Source organism: Vibrio sp. D54 (genome assembly GCF_021728075.1).
Taxonomy (GTDB): Bacteria; Pseudomonadota; Gammaproteobacteria; order Enterobacterales; family Vibrionaceae; genus Vibrio; species Vibrio alginolyticus.
The window spans coordinates 44,953-62,207 of record NZ_JAKKCS010000023.1 but is presented as its reverse complement, the minus strand read 5'-3'; the positions used below and the strand labels follow the sequence as shown (position 1 = coordinate 62,207).

Genomic DNA, 17,255 nt, shown 5'->3' with positions numbered 1-17,255 from the left:
CGCCTTTTAAAACCTTAGCACATATGTCGAATGTTGCTTAGCAACATGGCAAGTTTAGCTCGGAGAAAAGCTTGAATTCTTAATATCATAGCGTTTCACTGCCTGTGTCACTCTGCGCTTTTTTGTAACTCTGCCCCTAGAGTTATCAAACGTCCTACAAGCTACACATACAACGAAAATATGATGATTTTGACTAAACTATAGACGTAAATGTAGGGGTGACAAACTTTTGACTTGGTTTGAAGTGGGGCGAGGTAGATATGGAACGTGTAACTTTTAGCTCATTGGCGGGCAACATTGTCGTTATCGGGTTGGACGGGGAGATTAGGACTTTAGGTCAGGGTCAACTACCTCAACCAGGAGAGTTAATAATCGATGAAGTATCAGATACTTCTGAACTTGTTATCGAGCAGGTGACACCACAAGGAAGTTCGATAAATGTAACTGATGATATCACTGCGTTAATTGAAGCAATTGCGAGTGGGGAAGACCCGACTGAGCTGGGTGAAGAGTTTGAACCTGCTGCAGGTGAAGGAAACGGGTCTAGCCCACAGAATACGGGAGCTATAGATCGCACAGGTGCTGAATTACTCGCCAGTACCAATTTTGAGACAGTGGGAACTGACGGAACAGGATTTTCAAGTACTCAGGTAGAGACGCTACTCGATATTCTCCAAATACAACCACCAGAACCAACAGCAACCCCCATTCCTGCAACGATAATTGTTCAGGAAATATCCAGTCCGACTATCAACGAAGGTGATCAGGTTGTATTCGATATTACTTTAAACCAAGCAACAGAGGACAATACTGATGTCACTTTGTCGCTACTTGATGGCACCGCAACTGGCGGTTCAACTGACGAGAGCGGAAGTGACTACGTTAATGAGCGTGTTCTCATAACATTTTCTGATGGTACAACGGAAGAAATCTTGGTTGATGATAACGGTACTTTTACAGTCTCGGTCCCATTAGGTGAAAGCGGGTTTACGGTTTCTCTCGACTCTATAGATGACTCTATATTCGAAGGCCCAGAAACGTTTACGCTTTCTGGCACAACAGAAGAACAAAATACACCTGCAACCGGGGTGGCAACCATTGTTGATGATGGTAGTGGGCCAGGTTTAAGTCCTGATGATGATCGCCCAACGGTAACGATGAGCGATGCAGGGATAGTTAATGAGGGTGAAACGGCTAGCTTTAAAGTGTCGTTATCTAATCCATCAGCTATAGATGTTGAGGTTGAACTGACTCTCAACTTAGGTGACACCGAAGCCGGTGACTTAGGTCTCTTAGAATACAACACGGGAAGCGGTTGGGTCACAGTGCCAAACGATGGCGTGGTAACGGTGCCAGCCGGGCAAACCGAATTTGATGTGCGTATCGCTTCCATTGATGACACCGTTTATGAAGGCCCTGAAGATTTCAGTGTGACGGTAACTGGCATTGGGGCGGTACAAGGCAGCGATACCGGTACGGCGACGATAGTGGATGACGGCAGTGGTCCGGGCCCTGATCCGGATGATGACCGTCCAAGTGTGACTATTACCGATGCTGGCACCATTAATGAGGGTGAGACTGCGAACTTCAAAGTCACCTTATCGAACGCCTCTGAAGCAGAAACGCAAGTAGAGTTGGGTCTTAATCTCGGCGATACCGAAGCCGGTGACTTGGACACCTTAGAATACAACACGGGAAGTGGTTGGGTTGCAGTGCCAAATGATGGTGTGGTGACAGTGCCAGCCGGGCAAACCGAATTTGATGTGCGTATCGCTTCTATTGATGACGCCGTTTATGAAGGCCCTGAAGATTTCAGTGTGACGGTGACTGGCATTGGTGCGGTACAAGGCAGCGATACCGGTACGGCGACGATAGTGGATGACGGCAGTGGTCCGGGCCCTGATCCGGACGATGACCGCCCAAGTGTGACTATTACGGATGCTGGCACCATTAATGAGGGTGAGACTGCGAACTTCAAAGTCACTTTATCGAACGCGTCTGAAGCGGAAACGCAAGTGGAGTTGGGTCTTAATCTCGGCGATACCGAAGCCGGTGACTTAGGTACCTTAGAATACAACACGGGAAGTGGTTGGGCTGCAGTGCCAAACGATGGTGTGGTGACGGTGCCAGCCGAGCAAACCGAATTTGATGTGCGTATCGCTTCCATTGATGACGCTGTTTATGAAGGCCCTGAAGATTTCAGTGTGACGGTGACTGGCATTGGCGCAGTACAAGGCAGCGATACAGGTACGGCAACGATAGTGGACGACGGTAGTGGTCCAGGACCTGATCCCGATGATGACCGCCCAAGCGTGACTATGACCGATGCTGGCATTATTAATGAAGGTGATACGGCGAACTTCAAAGTGACGCTATCGAATGCCTCCGAGTCCACTGTTCAAGTCGAGCTAGGCCTCAACTCGGGTGACACTGAAGCTGGTGACTTAGGTACCTTAGAATACAACACGGGAAGCGGTTGGGTTGCAGTACCAAATGATGGCGTGGTGACCGCGCCAGCAGGGCAAACCGAGTTTGATGTGCGCATTGCTTCTATTGATGATGCCGTTTATGAAGGCCCTGAAGATTTCAGTGTGACAGTAACTGGCATTGGGGCAGTACAAGGCAGTGATACGGGTACGGCGACGATAGTGGATGACGGCACGGGTCCGGGCCCTGATCCGGATGATGATCGTCCAAGCGTGACTATTTCAGACGCTGGCACCATCAATGAGGGGGATACGGCGAACTTCAAAGTCACCTTATCGAACGCGTCTGAAGCGGAAACGCAGGTGGAACTGGGTCTTAATCTCGGCGATACCGAAGCTGGTGACTTAGGTACCTTAGAATACAACACCGGAAGTGGTTGGGTTGCAGTGCCAAACGATGGCGTGGTGACGGTGCCAGCCGGGCAAACCGAATTTGATGTGCGCATCGCTTCCATTGATGACTCCGTTTATGAAGGCCCTGAAGACTTCAGTGTGACCGTGACTGGCATTGGCGCAATACAAGGCAGTGATACGGGTACGGCAACGATAGTGGATGACGGCAGTGGTCCTGACCCCGATCCGGATGATGACCGTCCGAATGTGACCATCTCTGACGCTGGCATCATTAATGAAGGTGAAACAGCTAACTTCAAAGTGACGCTGTCGAACGCGTCTGAAGCGGAAACGCAAGTGGAGTTGGGTCTTAATCTCGGCGATACCGAATCCGGTGACTTAGGTACCTTAGAATACAACACCGGAAGCGGTTGGGTTGCAGTACCAAATGATGGCGTGGTGACCGTGCCAGCCGAGCAAACCGAATTTGATGTGCGTATCGCTTCCATTGATGACACCGTTTATGAAGGCCCTGAAGAGTTCAGTGTGACGGTGACTGGCATTGGGGCGGTACAAGGCAGCGATACGGGTACAGCAACGATAGTGGACGACGGCAGTGGCCCTGGTCCCGATCCGGATGATGACCGCCCGAATGTGACCATCACTGACGCTGGCACGATTAATGAGGGTGATACGGCGAACTTCAAAGTGACGCTGTCGAATGCCTCCGAGTCCACTGTTCAAGTCGAGCTAGGTCTCAACTTGGGTGACACTGAAGCCGGTGACTTAGGTACCTTAGAATACAACACGGGAAGTGGTTGGGTTGCAGTACCAAATGATGGCGTGGTGACCGTGCCAGCCGAGCAAACCGAATTTGATGTGCGTATTGCTTCCATTGATGACGCTGTTTATGAAGGCCCTGAAGATTTCAGTGTGACAGTAACTGGCATTGGCGCGGTGCAAGGCAGCGATACGGGTACGGCAACGATAGTGGACGACGGCAGTGGTCCGGGTCCTGATCCCGATGATGACCGCCCAAGCGTGACTATTACAGATGCTGGCACCATTAATGAAGGTGAGACAGCGAACTTCAAAGTCACCTTATCGAACGCGTCTGAAGCGGAAACGCAGGTGGAACTGGGTCTTAATCTCGGCGATACCGAAGCCGGTGACTTAGGTACCTTAGAATACAACACGGGAAGTGGTTGGGTTGCAGTGCCAAATGATGGCGTGGTGACGGTGCCAGCCGGGCAAACCGAATTTGATGTGCGTATCGCTTCCATTGATGACGCTGTTTATGAAGGCCCTGAAGATTTCAGTGTGACGGTGACTGGCATTGGCGCAGTACAAGGCAGCGATACGGGTACAGCAACGATTGTGGATGATGGCAGTGGCCCTGGACCCGATCCGGATGATGACCGTCCGGTTGTTGCGGCAATTAGTGATACAACCGTAAACGAAGGTGAGTCTGCTACGTTGGTTGTCACTTTGAGTAACCTAAGCACTACGGATACTCTCGTTAATCTGACACTTAATGATGGCACAGCAGAGGGAGGGGTAGATTACACCAAATCGTCTGTTACTGTTACCTATGCAGATAGTTCATCAGACGTTATCCCTGTGAACCCTGATGGTACATTTAATGTGTCCGTACCAGCTGGTGATATGACCTTTGACGTTGTGATAAGTACCACCGACGATGAGCTGTTCGAAAGCGATGAAAATTTCACATTAATTGGACAGACCGAGATACAAACAACTCCGGTTATAGGCACGGTAACGATTCTTGATAACGATACAGTCAGCGTTGCCTCTATTTCTAGTGAAGTGGTTAATGAAGGTGAACCTATCATTTTTGATGTTACTTTAAGTAACCCTAGTGATAGTGAAAGTTTGGTCAATATGGTGCTCGCTGATGGTAGCGCAGAGGCGGGCATAGACTACATCAATACATCGGTTACAGTTACCTATGCGGATAACTCAACAGATGTCATTACTGTCAACGCAAACGGAACATTTGATGTTTCAGTTCCCGCGAACGACGTCTCATTCAGCGTCACAGTCAATACTATTGATGATGACCTATTCGAAGGCGCAGAGACTTTAACACTCTCGGGTAAAACTGCCACTCAAATTACATTCGCAATGGGTACAGGGACTCTTCTTGATGATGGTTCGGGGCCAGGACCTGATCCAGATGACGATCGCCCAACAGTGGCAGCGATTACCTCTACAACGGTAAACGAAGGTGATATTGCAACACTAGATGTAACGTTGAGTAATGAAAGCACCACCAACACCACTGTCAATATGATGCTGACTGACGGATCAGCAGAAGGCGGTGTGGATTACACCGATACTTCAGTAACAATTACTTATGAGAGTGGCGGCATAGAAGTCGTTACTGTAAATCCAGATGGCAGCTTTATTGTCGATGTGCCCGCAAATGATACGACTTATAGTGTTTCTGTAAGTACAACAGATGATGACTTATTCGAAGGACCTGAAACCTTTACGTTATCAGGTAACACCGATAACCAAGTTGGTTCTGTGATTGGTACCGGTACTATTGTTGATGATGGTAGTGGCCCAGGACCAGATCCTGATGATGACCGCCCGACCGTAGCAGCGATTACGGATGCCATAGTTAGTGAAGGTGAGCTGGCAACGCTTGAAGTGACTTTAAGCAATGGAAGTACCACAAACACCATTGTTAATATGACATTAGCAAATGGGACTGCTGAAGGAGGTTCGGATTATACAAATGCGACAGTAACCGTTACCTACGCTGATAGTAGTACCGACGTTATTTCAGTGAACCCAGATGGTACGTTTGATGTCATTGTACCAGCGTTAGACACAACATTTAGCGTTACTATGGTGACGTTAAACGATGATATTTATGAGGGTGATGAGAACTTTACATTATCCGGTGCCACAGCTGTGCAAACAACTGCTGCTGTCGGTACCGTAACGATTAACGATGATGCAGACATACCAACTGTCACTGAAATTACGGATATTCAAGTGGTGGAAGGTAACGATGCGAAATTTAACGTTACACTGAGTAATGCAAGTGCGGTTGCGATTATGGTTAGTATGTCTCTCTTAGACGGTACCGCTGTCGCTGGAGATGATTTTAACGCTACGAGTGTGACCATTACTTATGCTGATAACACGACGGAAGTTATTGCGGTAAACCCTGATGGAACGTTTGATGTCTCGGTACCTGCGAGTGATACTAACTTTAGTGTTACGGTAAACACTGTTGAAGACCAGATTTATGAATCTTCAGAAAACTTTGTTTTAACTGGTTCGATTCAAGGGCAATCACCTGCAGCGTCAGGCCTTGGTACTATTATTGATGATGACAATACACCTCCGACAGTAGAAGACTTTGGCATTTCGGTTGACCTTAGTGTGGGAGGAGACGCTTTAATTGACTTTGCACCACATGCGCAAGACTTTGAAGATGACTTTGATCTTCAAGATGATAAAGAAACGAGCATCTGTGTCACGACGCTTCCAGACTATGGCTATCTCTATTACTTGGATGATCAGAACAATGAAGTCATATTGGACATTGGTGATGTGATTCCAGAAACTACGGAAGTCAGATATGCACTAACGGAAGATTTCTTTGATGAGCAAAGCTTTGATTCCCAAGATTTACTCGATGAATTTTCTAAAGACTTCATTGCCGATTCAGTCGATGTTAACGGTTTAAGTTTCTTTGGAGGAACCATTGATGGTAATGGTGACTTTATCAATAATGCTCAAATCAAGGTTGACTTTGCCGCTCAGCAGGTAGGTTTAGTTGTAGTGTCACCGGGCGAAACTGGCCAAGGGGATGAAATTAGTACGAGTGAGTTCATTGCCATTGAATTAGATGAAGGGCTTGAAGCTAAAGAAGCAAGGTTAAACCTAGCAAGCTTGAATGATAGGTTTAACAGTGGCGGCGCTTGGATTCAAGCATACTTTTATATGGGCGATACTCTTGTTGATATACAAACCATACACACCAGTGACATCGTATTTACTGGTAATCAAGAAGGTTACGCTGACGTATCGCTAAGTAATGGCAGTTTTGATGAGATTCGCTTGTTCCCTGAAACAGACAGTTCAAGTGATAAAGCCAGCTTTACTCTAGTTGGTACTCAGATTACAAGTTTTAATAATGTAAACGACTCGTTTGATTACAAAGCGATTGACTCAGATGGTTTAGAAAGCGATACCACTGCAACCGTTGATATTGATTTTAACAATGTCTCTTTTGAAACAGTGACCGCTTTCGGTACACAGACTGCTTCGTTACAGCAAGAGCCTAATATCATCATGGGAACAGACCAAGATGATGTTCTTGTAGGCACCGATGGTAATGATATTCTAATTGGTGGTCTAGGTAATGATATTTTGACTGGTGGCGGAGGTGATGACATCTTCAAGTGGACAGATATGCAATCCGCAACTGACACCGTGACGGATTTCAGTGACGGGGATCAGCTCGATTTTACCGATGTATTTGATGATATGAGTGGTACTGATATTTCCACATTACTTGATGATCTCGGCTCTGGCGATTATCACGGAAGCGTGGATGATATCACGGTGGCGGTGACTGAAAGTGGAGGTAACTCAACTCTGACCATAAATAAAGATGGACAACAGTTGGAGGTTAATTTTGACGGAGCTTCTGCTTCTGATATTGCCAATAGTTTGATTTCTAATCTTGAACAATTACGAGAGTAAATGATTCAAAATGAAAAACGGAGCGAAAGCTCCGTTTTTCATTTAGTAATACAGTAAGTTCAGGCAATAATTAAAGCACTTTACATGCAAAACCTTTTAAGTAGAAACCTTCTGGATATGCTGTATCGGTTGGGTGGTCAGCGGCTTGCTCAAAACGCTCCACAAACTTTACTTGGCGGTTAGCGTCTACGGCTGCATCAGCGATGATTTTCTGGAACAGAACTTGATCCATCAAGCCAGAGCAAGAGTAGGTCAGTAGCGTGCCGCCCGGTTTTAGAATTTGCATTGCTAGCATGTTGATGTCTTTGTAACCACGACATGCGCCGTTTAGTTGTGCTTTGCTCTCTGCGAACTTCGGTGGGTCCATGATCACAACATCGAACTGAGTTCCTTGATCACGATACTCACGAAGCAGCTTAAACACGTCTGCATTTAGGAACACGGCACGCTTCTTCGAAATATCAAAATCGTTTAGCTCTGCGTTGAATTTTGCGGTATCTAAAGCAGGTTGCGACACGTCAGCGTTAATCACACGCTTTGCATCACCTTTTAGAGCGTAAAGTCCGAAGCCACCTGTGTAAGAGAAGCAGTTAAGAACTTCTTTGCCTTTCATATATTTCATCGCTTGCTGGCGACTATCACGTTGATCTAGGTAGAAACCTGTTTTGTGTCCGCCAACGATATCTACACTAATCTTTACGCCATTTTCTTCGATGACGACCGATTGAGGTGGCTCTTCGCCGTGCAAGACGCCCGTGATCTCTTTTAAACCTTCTTTTTTACGAACGGCCACGTCAGAGCGCTCGTACACATTACAATCAGGGAAGCACTCAACCAGAGCGTCAACAATAGCCTGCTTATTGTGTTCTGCGCCAGCACTGAGAAGTTGGCACACAAAGAAATTTTGGTAACGGTCGATCGTAACGCCTGGTAAGCCGTCAGACTCTGCTGCGATAAGGCGATAACCCGTAAGGCCATCACGTTCGATAATGTCTTCACGAAGAAGTTGTGCGTCTTTAAGTCGTTTAACGAAAAACGCGGTGTCGATTTCTTCTTTATCAAAACTCCAAATACGAGCACGAATTTGTGAAGCTGGCGAATATGCCGCCTTAGCTAGCCATTTACCGTCGTGAGTGAATACATCAACCGTTTCGCCAAGAGCAGGTTCGCCCTCAACTTTGTTGATGCCTCGAGAGAAGATCCAAGGGTGCTTGCGCTTGACCGATTTCTCACGACCTTTAACCAAATAGATAGCAGCTGTCATTTCATTAGCTCTTGTTGAATTTTGAAAGGGGCGTATTGTCCGGGATGTGAATGGTAAAAGCAATATCCCTCGGCAATCCAGTACATTGTAGTGACTTTTAAATACAAAAAAGGTCACTAAAGTGACCCTTTTATTTGAATTTGCTGTAACAGATTCCGTTGCTATGCTTTAAGTCCAGTAAGTAGTGCTTCCATGGTGTCGCTTTGCTTACGCAGTTGATCAACGTTTTGTGAAGTCGTGCTTATCATATTGCACACGTTATCTGCTTGAACTCGAATCTCTTCAACGCTTGAGGCGATATTGTCCGCGACTACACCTTGCTCTTCAGCTGCTGTTGCAATTTGAATGCTACTGTCGGAGATAGTTTGATTTTTATCTGCCAAAGAGCCGATTTCGTGATTCACTTCCGTCATGAGGTTTTGTCCCTCATTTGCATTATTAACTGTCACTTCCATCAGCTTAGTAAGCGACTGGCTGTTACGCTGTAACGATTCAATCATCGTTTGGATTTCAACTGTCGCTTGCTGAGTGCGTCCCGCAAGAGCGCGAACCTCATCCGCAACGACCGCAAATCCACGACCTTGTTCTCCAGCACGTGCAGCTTCAATAGCCGCGTTCAGAGCAAGTAGGTTGGTTTGCTCGGAGATCCCATTGATGGTTGTCACGACTTCATCAATTTGTGCTGCATTGGCATCTAACTCGGCAACGGCTTGAGACGCAGATTGAATCTCATTAGAAAGGTTCGAAATCGAGTGAAGCGTATTCTCAACTTTCACTTGTCCAGACTGAGCCACGTTTCGCGCATCATCGGTTTGCGTGCTTGAATCGTGAGCTAGTGTCGCGACTTCTCGAATCGTTGATGCCATCTGTTCAGTTGCACTCGCAAGAGAGTTGAGGTGTTCCTGCTGAGTCGCTGAAATATCTGAACTGTGATGAATCGATTGATTCAGGTCTGAGCTAATTTGTTGCATTAACGCCACAGACTCTTGAATCGACAGCACCATTTGTTGCTCTCGTTCTGCAACTTTGTCTATCGTAATAGCAATTTCACTAAACTCGTCGCGAACAGGGAAGAAGTTCATTCTCGCAGTTAAGTCGCCACCCGCAAGAGTGTTTAATGCTTTGTTCATCGTGAACATCGCGCCGCCAATAAACGTCATGATGTAGTAAACGCCAAGAGCGAGAATAAACAAGCTCACACAGATAATGCTTACTTGAGTCGTTGATAGGGCAGCCCATAAAGAAAGTTCATGGTTCGCAACCAAACTGTACGTACCATTTAAAACAGACACGGATTGCGAACCAGAGCCAATAGAAACGGTTTCTGAACCAGCGATGAGGCTTGCTACTTGAGATTGAGAAAGGTTGCCTGCCTCTATCAGACCTTTCATAAGCATGAGCTCTTCTTGGTACATACTTGAGATCAGTGTATTAGCCGCGCTATTAAGGACGAGAGTGAGAATGACTAAAGCAAGAAGAGGGAGAACGAAGAGCAAATAGAACTTTTCTTGAATCTTTAAGTGAATGAGATACTTATCAATCCAGCGGAATGGAATTTCTTTCATAATTATAATAACCGTGCAAAAACCCACTATCCTTAGTGGGGTGAATAGACGAAAAGAATATATCACTCAGTAAAAAGAAGCGGTACAAAGATGAACGTAAAGTGTGAGAGATTTATAGTAAAAGGTCACGTTCAAGGCGTCGGCTTTCGTTACCATACTTCCCATCAAGGATTGAAGCTAGGGTTAACAGGTTATGCGAAGAACCTAAACAATGGCGATGTTGAAGTGATGGCGTGTGGAACAGACGCGCAAATAGTTGCGTTTTCGGAATGGTTACAAGAAGGACCGCGAACGGCAACAGTAGAGCATGTGATGCAGGAACCTGCGTCGTATAAGCCGTTACGCGGTTTTAAAATTTTATGAATCTACAAGCATTTAGCTGGCTTTGGTAGGCCGGCTAATTTGGTTGCTTGTTTGGCTGGCCCCTTTTTAAACAGCTTGAATAGATACTTACTGTTACCTTTTTCTGGGCCGTGCGCTTTTTCCATCGCTTTCACAAGCATACGCACTGCAGGGGAGGTATTAAACTCTTCATAAAAGTCTCGCACAAAATGCACAACTTCCAAATGAGTATCCGTAAGCTCGATGTCTTCTTCTTTTGCTAAAAGCTCAATCATACCTTCTTCCCATTGAGTATGATCCAATAAGTAGCCTTGAGCATCCGTTTCAATTTCTTTGCCGTTGTAAACGAACATAACGTTTTATCCGTTAAGTAAACATGGATGTTTATAGATTAGCGACAGCCGAGAATGTTCTCAACAAAAGAATCTCGAAGTCGTATCGAGCGAAGCAAAAGCGTACAAAATGGTGAGTGTTTTTGACTGAGCTAGGCACTTTGATATAAATGCTCTTTTATTCAAATAAATAAGAAACTATTCAGTTTGTTAGAAATTTTACGGTGTGAGTACCAACGAAATTGCATGGATATCCAGGCTTATTCATTTTTGTTTTGGTTTTTTCTTGGCTACTTGTCTGATTATGGGATTTTATGGGTGAATGAATAGCTGACAACGTTGTGTTTGTTTTCATAGACCGATATTCTCTTTGATTGATGAAAAGCCTGTATTCAGGTTAGAAACAACAATGATGACAAGGAGTTAGTCATGTCGAAACAACGTTACATTGAGATTAATGACAATGTAAAATCCACTTGGTCCATCGAGCGAATTTGGCAACTTGCAGAATCCTTACCTGTAGAAGAAATTGCGATTGATGATATAAAAGGCCCAAATGAAGTGACTTGGTTTAGTCATGAAGGGCCACAGCCAACCTGCCGTGAAATTGCAAAACATTGCCGACGAATCAACAATGCTGATTTGTCGTATCCGGTAATCTTAACCAGTGACTATCGTGTTTTTGACGGTATGCACCGAATCGCCAAGCAAATCATGTTAGGAGAGGAAACGATCAAAGTGAGACGCTTTAGAGAAAATCCAGAAGCTGACGAAGTTATCGAGTTGTCAGTAGAGCAGGCGTAATACACTGAATTGCACACAAAGAAAAAGCCCGAAGGAATTACCTTCGGGCTTTTTTATTCTACTTAACGAGAAACGATTAATCGTCGTTCATAATACCTAGAATGCTTAGTAGGCTGATGAAGATGTTGTAGATTGATACATACAAAGTTACTGTCGCAGAGATGTAGTTTGTTTCACCGCCACGAATAATGCTTTGTGTTGTCATCAGGATCGCCATAGTAGAGAAAATGATAAACAAGCTGCTCAACGCCAAGTGTAAGAGGGTTGATTGAATAAAGAAGCTTGCAATCATGCCCACAACCAGCACAACAAATAGTGATAGCATTAAGCCACCCATCATCGATAGGTCACGTTTCGTTGTTAGTGCGTATGCCGATGCTGCCATGAAAGATAGTGCCGTACCACCGAGTGCGGTTAATACGATATCGCCCATGCCTGCACCAATGTACATGTTTAGAATAGGGCCAACGGTGTAACCTAAGAAGCCAGTAAATAGGAACGTAAACACAAGGCCAAGACTGTTGTTACGGTTTTTCTCTGTTAAGAATAATAGGCCGTAGAAACCAACCAGCATTAGGATGATACCTGGATGTGGAAGGTTAAATGCCATTGCAACGCCAGCAACGACTGCCGACCATAAAAGTGTCATTGAAAGTAGAGCGTAAGTATTACGCAATACTTTGTTCGTTTGTAGAGCACTTTCTTGAGTTGAAGTGCGGGTAAACATTGGACTGTTCATAATCTTCCTCGATAAGAGACTTTCTTTTAAGTACATTTATGGGATTGAAAGTTCAAAAAATCAAGCCCTAACCATACGTAACTTAGATAAAATAATAATAGAAATAAGATGTTATGTATTTGGCAACTTGTAACACAATATTACTGCCTAGCATAGCTATGTTGATTCTTACACAGATTTTTGAATTTAGTAACAAAAAGCACTGGCTTCATAGAAACCAGTGCTTTTTTATGTCGATTCGGCTAAATCTTAGTGGTGTAAGATTTGCGCTAGGAAATTTTGGGTCCTATCCGATTGAGGATTTTCGAAGAAATCAACAGGGTTGTTTTCTTCGATGATCTCTCCTGCGTCCATGAATATCACGCGATCGGCAACCTCTTTAGCAAAGCCCATTTCATGTGTCACACATAGCATAGTCATGCCTTCCTCGGCGAGTTCGACCATTACATCCAGTACTTCGCGAACCATTTCCGGGTCGAGTGCAGATGTTGGCTCATCAAAAAGCATGACTTTAGGGTTCATACACAAAGAGCGAGCAATCGCCACGCGTTGTTGCTGACCACCAGACAACTGACCGGGATACTTCTCCGCTTGGTCTGGAATTTTAACACGTTCCAGATATTTCATCGCAACTGCTTCTGCCTCATCTTTTGGCATCTTCTTCACCCAGATAGGCGCGAGCGTACAGTTTTCCAGTACGGTTAAATGAGGGAAGAGATTAAAGTGTTGAAAGCACATGCCCACTTCTCGGCGTACTGCTTCAATGTTCTTTAAGTCTTCAGTTAATTCCGTACCAGAGACGTAAATGCTGCCTGCTTGGTGCTCTTCAAGGCGGTTAATACAGCGAATCATCGTTGATTTTCCCGACCCAGATGGGCCACAGATAACGATTTTCTCGCCGCGCTTAACGTCGAGGTTAATATTTTTTAGTACGTGAAACTCACCATACCATTTATTCATGTCCTTCAATTGGATCATGTAATCTTGTTGTTGCGTCATAATACGTCCTTGATCTTGATGAGTTATCGTTTGTGACCGGTATGAAGTTTGTTTTCAAGCCATATCGAATAGCGTGACATGCCAAAACAAAATACCCAAAACACTAACGCGACAAATACATAACTTTCTGTAGCAAAGCCTAACCATTCAGGGTCGGTGTTTGCTGCTTGCCCTATACCGAGTACGTCAAACATACCAATGATGAGTACTAAACTGGTGTCTTTAAACAAACCGATGAAGGTGTTCACGATAGAAGGAATAGTAATCTTTAGCGCCTGTGGCAAGATAATCAGCCCAGTCTTTTTCCAGTAACTTAACCCAAGCGCATCAGCGGCTTCATATTGACCTTTCGGAATGGCTTGTAGACCACCGCGTACCACTTCTGCCATGTAAGCGGAGGCAAACATAACCACACCTATAAGGGCGCGAATCAGTTTATCTGTCTCTGAGCCTTCAGACATAAACAATGGAAGCATAACCGAAGCCATGAACAAAACTGTAATCAGAGGAACGCCACGCCAAACTTCAATGTAGACGGTACAAATGCTGCGAATGATCGGCATCTCTGAACGTCTACCAAGCGCAAGTACCACACCAATTGGTAGTGAAACTACGATACCAACTAACGCAATAATGAGCGTAACGAGTAGTCCACCCCACTTGTGTGTATCGACCACTTCTAGTCCAAAGACACCACCGTATAAAAGTCCAGCGATGATGAATGGGTAGATGTTTACGAAGAAAAGCCAAATCCACATCCGTTTCGGTGTCTTCTCATACGCGAGTAAAACAGTAAATATGGCTAATGTGATATAGAACAGGCGAGGGCGCCATAGTTCGGACTCTGGATAAAAACCATACATGAACTGATCCCAGCGCACGCTGATAAATACCCAGCAAGCACCATCTCTGCTACAGTCGTCACGCGTTGAGCCAATCCAGTCTGCGTTAATAAACGCCCAATCCACGATATACCATATTGCAGTTACGACAATATACGCAAGAATGACAGTAACAATGGAATTGACAGGGCCATTAAATAGATTTTTCCGCATCCAACCAACGAAGCCTACAGTATTGGCGGGTGGTGGGAGATCCGGTTGAAATTGATGAGTACTCATATTATCTCTCCACCAGCGCGACTTTACGGTTATACAAGTTCATTAATGCAGACGTAATCAGACTTAATGTCAAGTACACGCCCATCGTCATCGCAATGATCTCAATCGCTTGTCCCGTTTGGTTCAGGGTAGTACCAGCAAACACAGAGACAAGATCTGGATAACCAATCGCCATCGCTAACGATGAGTTTTTGGTGAGGTTGAGATATTGACTGGTTAAAGGTGGAATAATAATTCGTAACGCTTGAGGAATGACAACAAGCTTTAAAGTTTTCGAGCGTGGTAAGCCTAACGACATCGCTGCTTCGGTTTGACCATGGCTAACCGCATTAATACCAGAGCGCACAATCTCAGCAATGAAAGAAGCTGTATAAACACTCAATGCCAAAAGTAGCGCAGCCAATTCAGGAATAATGCTAATACCACCTCGGAAGTTAAACCCTTTTAGTTCAGGATAATTCAGTGAAATTGGCATACCAGCAAGGAAGTACACAACCAATGGAAGGCCAACAACTAAACCCAAAACTATTCTTCCCATTGGGGTTTGTTGCCCAGTGAGACGTTGCTTATTATTCGCCCATACATTAATTAATAAGCTTGCGATTACCCCGAAGATTAACGCGGCAATAACGTAGCTACTGCCAGGTTCCATAGTCGGTGCAGGGAAATATAAGCCACGAACGTTCAGGAAAATAGCTTCACCAAGACTTAAGCTTTGGCGTGGTGAGGGTAATGCTTGAAGAACAGCGAAATACCAGAAGAATATTTGCAGAAGAAGGGGGATATTTCGGAAAGTTTCGATATAAACTGCCGCTAAACGACTAACTAACCAGTTAGAAGAAAGGCGGGCAACCCCCATGGTAAAGCCAATCACAGTAGCCAGAATAATACCTAATACGGAGACTAACGCCGTATTAAGAAGGCCGATGATAAATGTTCTACCGTAAGAGTACGTTTCATCGTATTCAATTAATGTTAACCCAATACCAAACCCGGCTTCTTGATTCAGAAAACCGAAGCCCGTTGCAATACCACGAGCATCTAAGTTATTGAGAGCGTTGTTTACAATCGTGTAAAAGAAAAATACCAGTGCAGCAATGGCAATGATCTGGAAAATAGCAGAACGAAAGGCAGGATTATAAATCAGGCTCTTGCTTCCGCTTGGTTTGGACATCGTACTTGGCGATGCATCTTGTGTCGGTTTCATACAGCGATAACCTCAAACCTTAGTTATAGATATCGGCCTGTATAAAGAAGTTTCGTCCTTGCTGGCTAAAGAATAACGCTCCATGTCTGGTGACGTACGAACCTTTAAAGCCGTTCCACCAAGCGAGCGCTTTCGCCATCCAATGAGCGATCCTTACTCATACAGTGAGATATAATCAAGAAAAAGGGCGGCATGAACCGCCCTGATTAACTCTTTCTATCGGATTGGTGGCGCGTACATAAAGCCGCCTGCATTCCATAGCGCATTAACGCCACGAGAGATTTCTAACGGCGAACCAGTACCGACTGTACGTTCGAAGCTTTCACCATAATTACCAACTTGTTTGATAACTTGGTAGCCCCAATCGTCACGAATACCCAAACCTTTGCCTTTAGGGCCATCAACACCGAGGATACGTTTGATGTTTGGATCTGTTGACTTCAGCATTTCATCCGCATTCTTCGAACTAATACCGTATTCTTCAGCGTTAATCATCGCAGACAATGTCCACTTAGCGATGTTAAACCATTGATCATCGCCTTGACGAACGACTGGACCTAGTGGCTCTTTAGAGATGATTTCTGGAAGAACGGCCGCAGAGGACGGATCTTTCAAATTCAAACGCAGTGCATAAAGGCCAGATTGGTCAGTTGTTAATACGTCACAGCGTCCCGCATCAAAACCTTTCGAAGTTTGCGCAGCTGTGTCGAATACCACTGGTTTGTACGCCATGCCTTGGTTGCGGAAATAATCTGCAAGGTTTAGCTCGGTTGTTGTACCTGATTGAACACATACCGACGCACCATCAAGCTCTTTAGCACTTGATATACCAAGTTCCTTCTTCACCATAAAGCCTTGACCGTCGTAGTAGTTCACACCTACGAAGTTTAGGCCCAGTGCAGTGTCACGGTGGAGAGTCCAGGTCGTGTTACGGGAAAGCACATCAATCTCACCAGATTGAAGCGCAGTGAAACGTTCTTTTGCGGTTAGGGGTACATATTTAACTTTCGTTTTATCCCCAAGAACGGCTGCAGCCAGTGCTTGGCAATATTCTACGTCGATACCTTCCCATTCGCCTTTTGAGTTAGGGTTAGAGAAACCAGGTAGACCGGTACTTACGCCACAAGTAAGAAAGCCTTGTTTTGTGACTTTGTCCAGAGTAGTGTCTGCTGCTTGAGCTGATGTTGCCATCATCGCAGTAGAAGCCGCTACGACGGAAGCAAGAACTGTGAGTTTATTTGCCATTTGTATCCTTCCTGTATGATCCATGTTTAATCAGGAGTGACCTGAAATAACGTGTCCAATTCGTTAGAG

11 protein-coding genes are annotated in these 17,255 nt (G+C 45.1%); 3 read left to right on the top strand and 8 right to left on the bottom strand.

All coding sequences use genetic code 11. From position 1 onward, the window contains the following. The first annotated feature begins 260 nt into the window (after positions 1-260). Positions 261-7,568, top strand: a complete 7,308-nt coding sequence (locus L3V37_RS21980; protein WP_237307117.1) for a Calx-beta domain-containing protein — start codon at positions 261-263, stop codon at positions 7,566-7,568. 70 nt (positions 7,569-7,638) lie between these two features. On the opposite strand, the gene L3V37_RS21975 is transcribed toward L3V37_RS21980, so the two are convergent. Then, positions 7,639-8,832 carry a class I SAM-dependent methyltransferase gene (locus L3V37_RS21975; RefSeq protein WP_237307116.1) on the bottom strand — a complete coding sequence of 398 codons (1,194 nt, stop codon included), beginning with the start codon at positions 8,830-8,832 and terminating at the stop codon, positions 7,639-7,641. Between the two features lie 161 nt (positions 8,833-8,993). Further along, complete coding sequence (locus L3V37_RS21970; protein ID WP_025766604.1) at positions 8,994-10,397, bottom strand: methyl-accepting chemotaxis protein; 1,404 nt, start codon at positions 10,395-10,397, stop codon at positions 8,994-8,996. 90 nt (positions 10,398-10,487) lie between these two features. Between L3V37_RS21970 and yccX the strand changes: the two genes are divergently transcribed. Next, positions 10,488-10,760, top strand: a complete 273-nt coding sequence (yccX, locus tag L3V37_RS21965) for an acylphosphatase (RefSeq protein WP_017634611.1) — start codon at positions 10,488-10,490, stop codon at positions 10,758-10,760. A 2-nt stretch (positions 10,761-10,762) separates the two neighbouring features. Here the strand turns inward: yccX and L3V37_RS21960 are convergent, their stop codons facing one another. After that, positions 10,763-11,092, bottom strand: coding sequence for a TusE/DsrC/DsvC family sulfur relay protein (locus L3V37_RS21960; protein ID WP_237307114.1), 330 nt, complete (start codon positions 11,090-11,092; stop codon positions 10,763-10,765). A 408-nt stretch (positions 11,093-11,500) separates the two neighbouring features. Between L3V37_RS21960 and L3V37_RS21955 the strand changes: the two genes are divergently transcribed. Continuing rightward, positions 11,501-11,875, top strand: a complete 375-nt coding sequence (locus tag L3V37_RS21955; RefSeq protein ID WP_025766606.1) for a chromosome partitioning protein ParB — start codon at positions 11,501-11,503, stop codon at positions 11,873-11,875. 76 nt (positions 11,876-11,951) lie between these two features. On the opposite strand, the gene L3V37_RS21950 is transcribed toward L3V37_RS21955, so the two are convergent. The 5 genes from L3V37_RS21950 to L3V37_RS21930 all read right to left on the bottom strand — a co-directional run bounded on the left by L3V37_RS21950 (position 11,952) and on the right by L3V37_RS21930 (position 17,186). After that, the gene (locus L3V37_RS21950) at positions 11,952-12,614 is read right to left on the bottom strand and encodes a Bax inhibitor-1/YccA family protein (RefSeq protein WP_025766607.1); all 663 of its coding nucleotides are present in this window, start codon (positions 12,612-12,614) and stop codon (positions 11,952-11,954) included. 249 nt (positions 12,615-12,863) lie between these two features. Further along, positions 12,864-13,613: an amino acid ABC transporter ATP-binding protein gene (locus tag L3V37_RS21945; RefSeq protein WP_005377400.1), complete on the bottom strand. Its 750-nt coding sequence runs from the start codon at positions 13,611-13,613 to the stop codon at positions 12,864-12,866. Between the two features lie 23 nt (positions 13,614-13,636). Continuing rightward, positions 13,637-14,734, bottom strand: a complete 1,098-nt coding sequence (locus L3V37_RS21940; RefSeq protein WP_237307112.1) for an amino acid ABC transporter permease — start codon at positions 14,732-14,734, stop codon at positions 13,637-13,639. A 1-nt stretch (position 14,735) separates the two neighbouring features. Then, a complete protein-coding gene (locus L3V37_RS21935; RefSeq protein WP_005377402.1) occupies positions 14,736-15,941 on the bottom strand; it encodes an amino acid ABC transporter permease in 1,206 nt (401 codons plus the stop codon). A gap of 216 nt (positions 15,942-16,157) precedes the next feature. Further along, positions 16,158-17,186 (bottom strand): amino acid ABC transporter substrate-binding protein, encoded by a 1,029-nt coding sequence (locus L3V37_RS21930; RefSeq protein WP_005377403.1) that lies wholly within the window; start codon positions 17,184-17,186, stop codon positions 16,158-16,160. Positions 17,187-17,255 lie beyond the last annotated feature (69 nt).

Excerpts from the sequence above, each read along its gene's own strand:
- L3V37_RS21935 (WP_005377402.1), bottom strand. The coding sequence starts at position 15,941 with ATGAAACCGACACAAGATGCATCGCCAAGTACGATGTCCAAACCAAGC.
- L3V37_RS21950 (WP_025766607.1), bottom strand. The coding sequence starts at position 12,614 with ATGAACAGTCCAATGTTTACCCGCACTTCAACTCAAGAAAGTGCTCTA.
- L3V37_RS21955 (WP_025766606.1), top strand. The coding sequence starts at position 11,501 with ATGTCGAAACAACGTTACATTGAGATTAATGACAATGTAAAATCCACT.
- L3V37_RS21970 (WP_025766604.1), bottom strand. The coding sequence starts at position 10,397 with ATGAAAGAAATTCCATTCCGCTGGATTGATAAGTATCTCATTCACTTA.
- L3V37_RS21930 (WP_005377403.1), bottom strand. The coding sequence starts at position 17,186 with ATGGCAAATAAACTCACAGTTCTTGCTTCCGTCGTAGCGGCTTCTACT.
- L3V37_RS21940 (WP_237307112.1), bottom strand. The coding sequence starts at position 14,734 with ATGAGTACTCATCAATTTCAACCGGATCTCCCACCACCCGCCAATACT.
- yccX (WP_017634611.1), top strand. The coding sequence starts at position 10,488 with ATGAACGTAAAGTGTGAGAGATTTATAGTAAAAGGTCACGTTCAAGGC.
- L3V37_RS21960 (WP_237307114.1), bottom strand. The coding sequence starts at position 11,092 with ATGTTCGTTTACAACGGCAAAGAAATTGAAACGGATGCTCAAGGCTAC.
- L3V37_RS21945 (WP_005377400.1), bottom strand. The coding sequence starts at position 13,613 with ATGACGCAACAACAAGATTACATGATCCAATTGAAGGACATGAATAAA.
- L3V37_RS21980 (WP_237307117.1), top strand. The coding sequence starts at position 261 with ATGGAACGTGTAACTTTTAGCTCATTGGCGGGCAACATTGTCGTTATC.
- L3V37_RS21975 (WP_237307116.1), bottom strand. The coding sequence starts at position 8,832 with ATGACAGCTGCTATCTATTTGGTTAAAGGTCGTGAGAAATCGGTCAAG.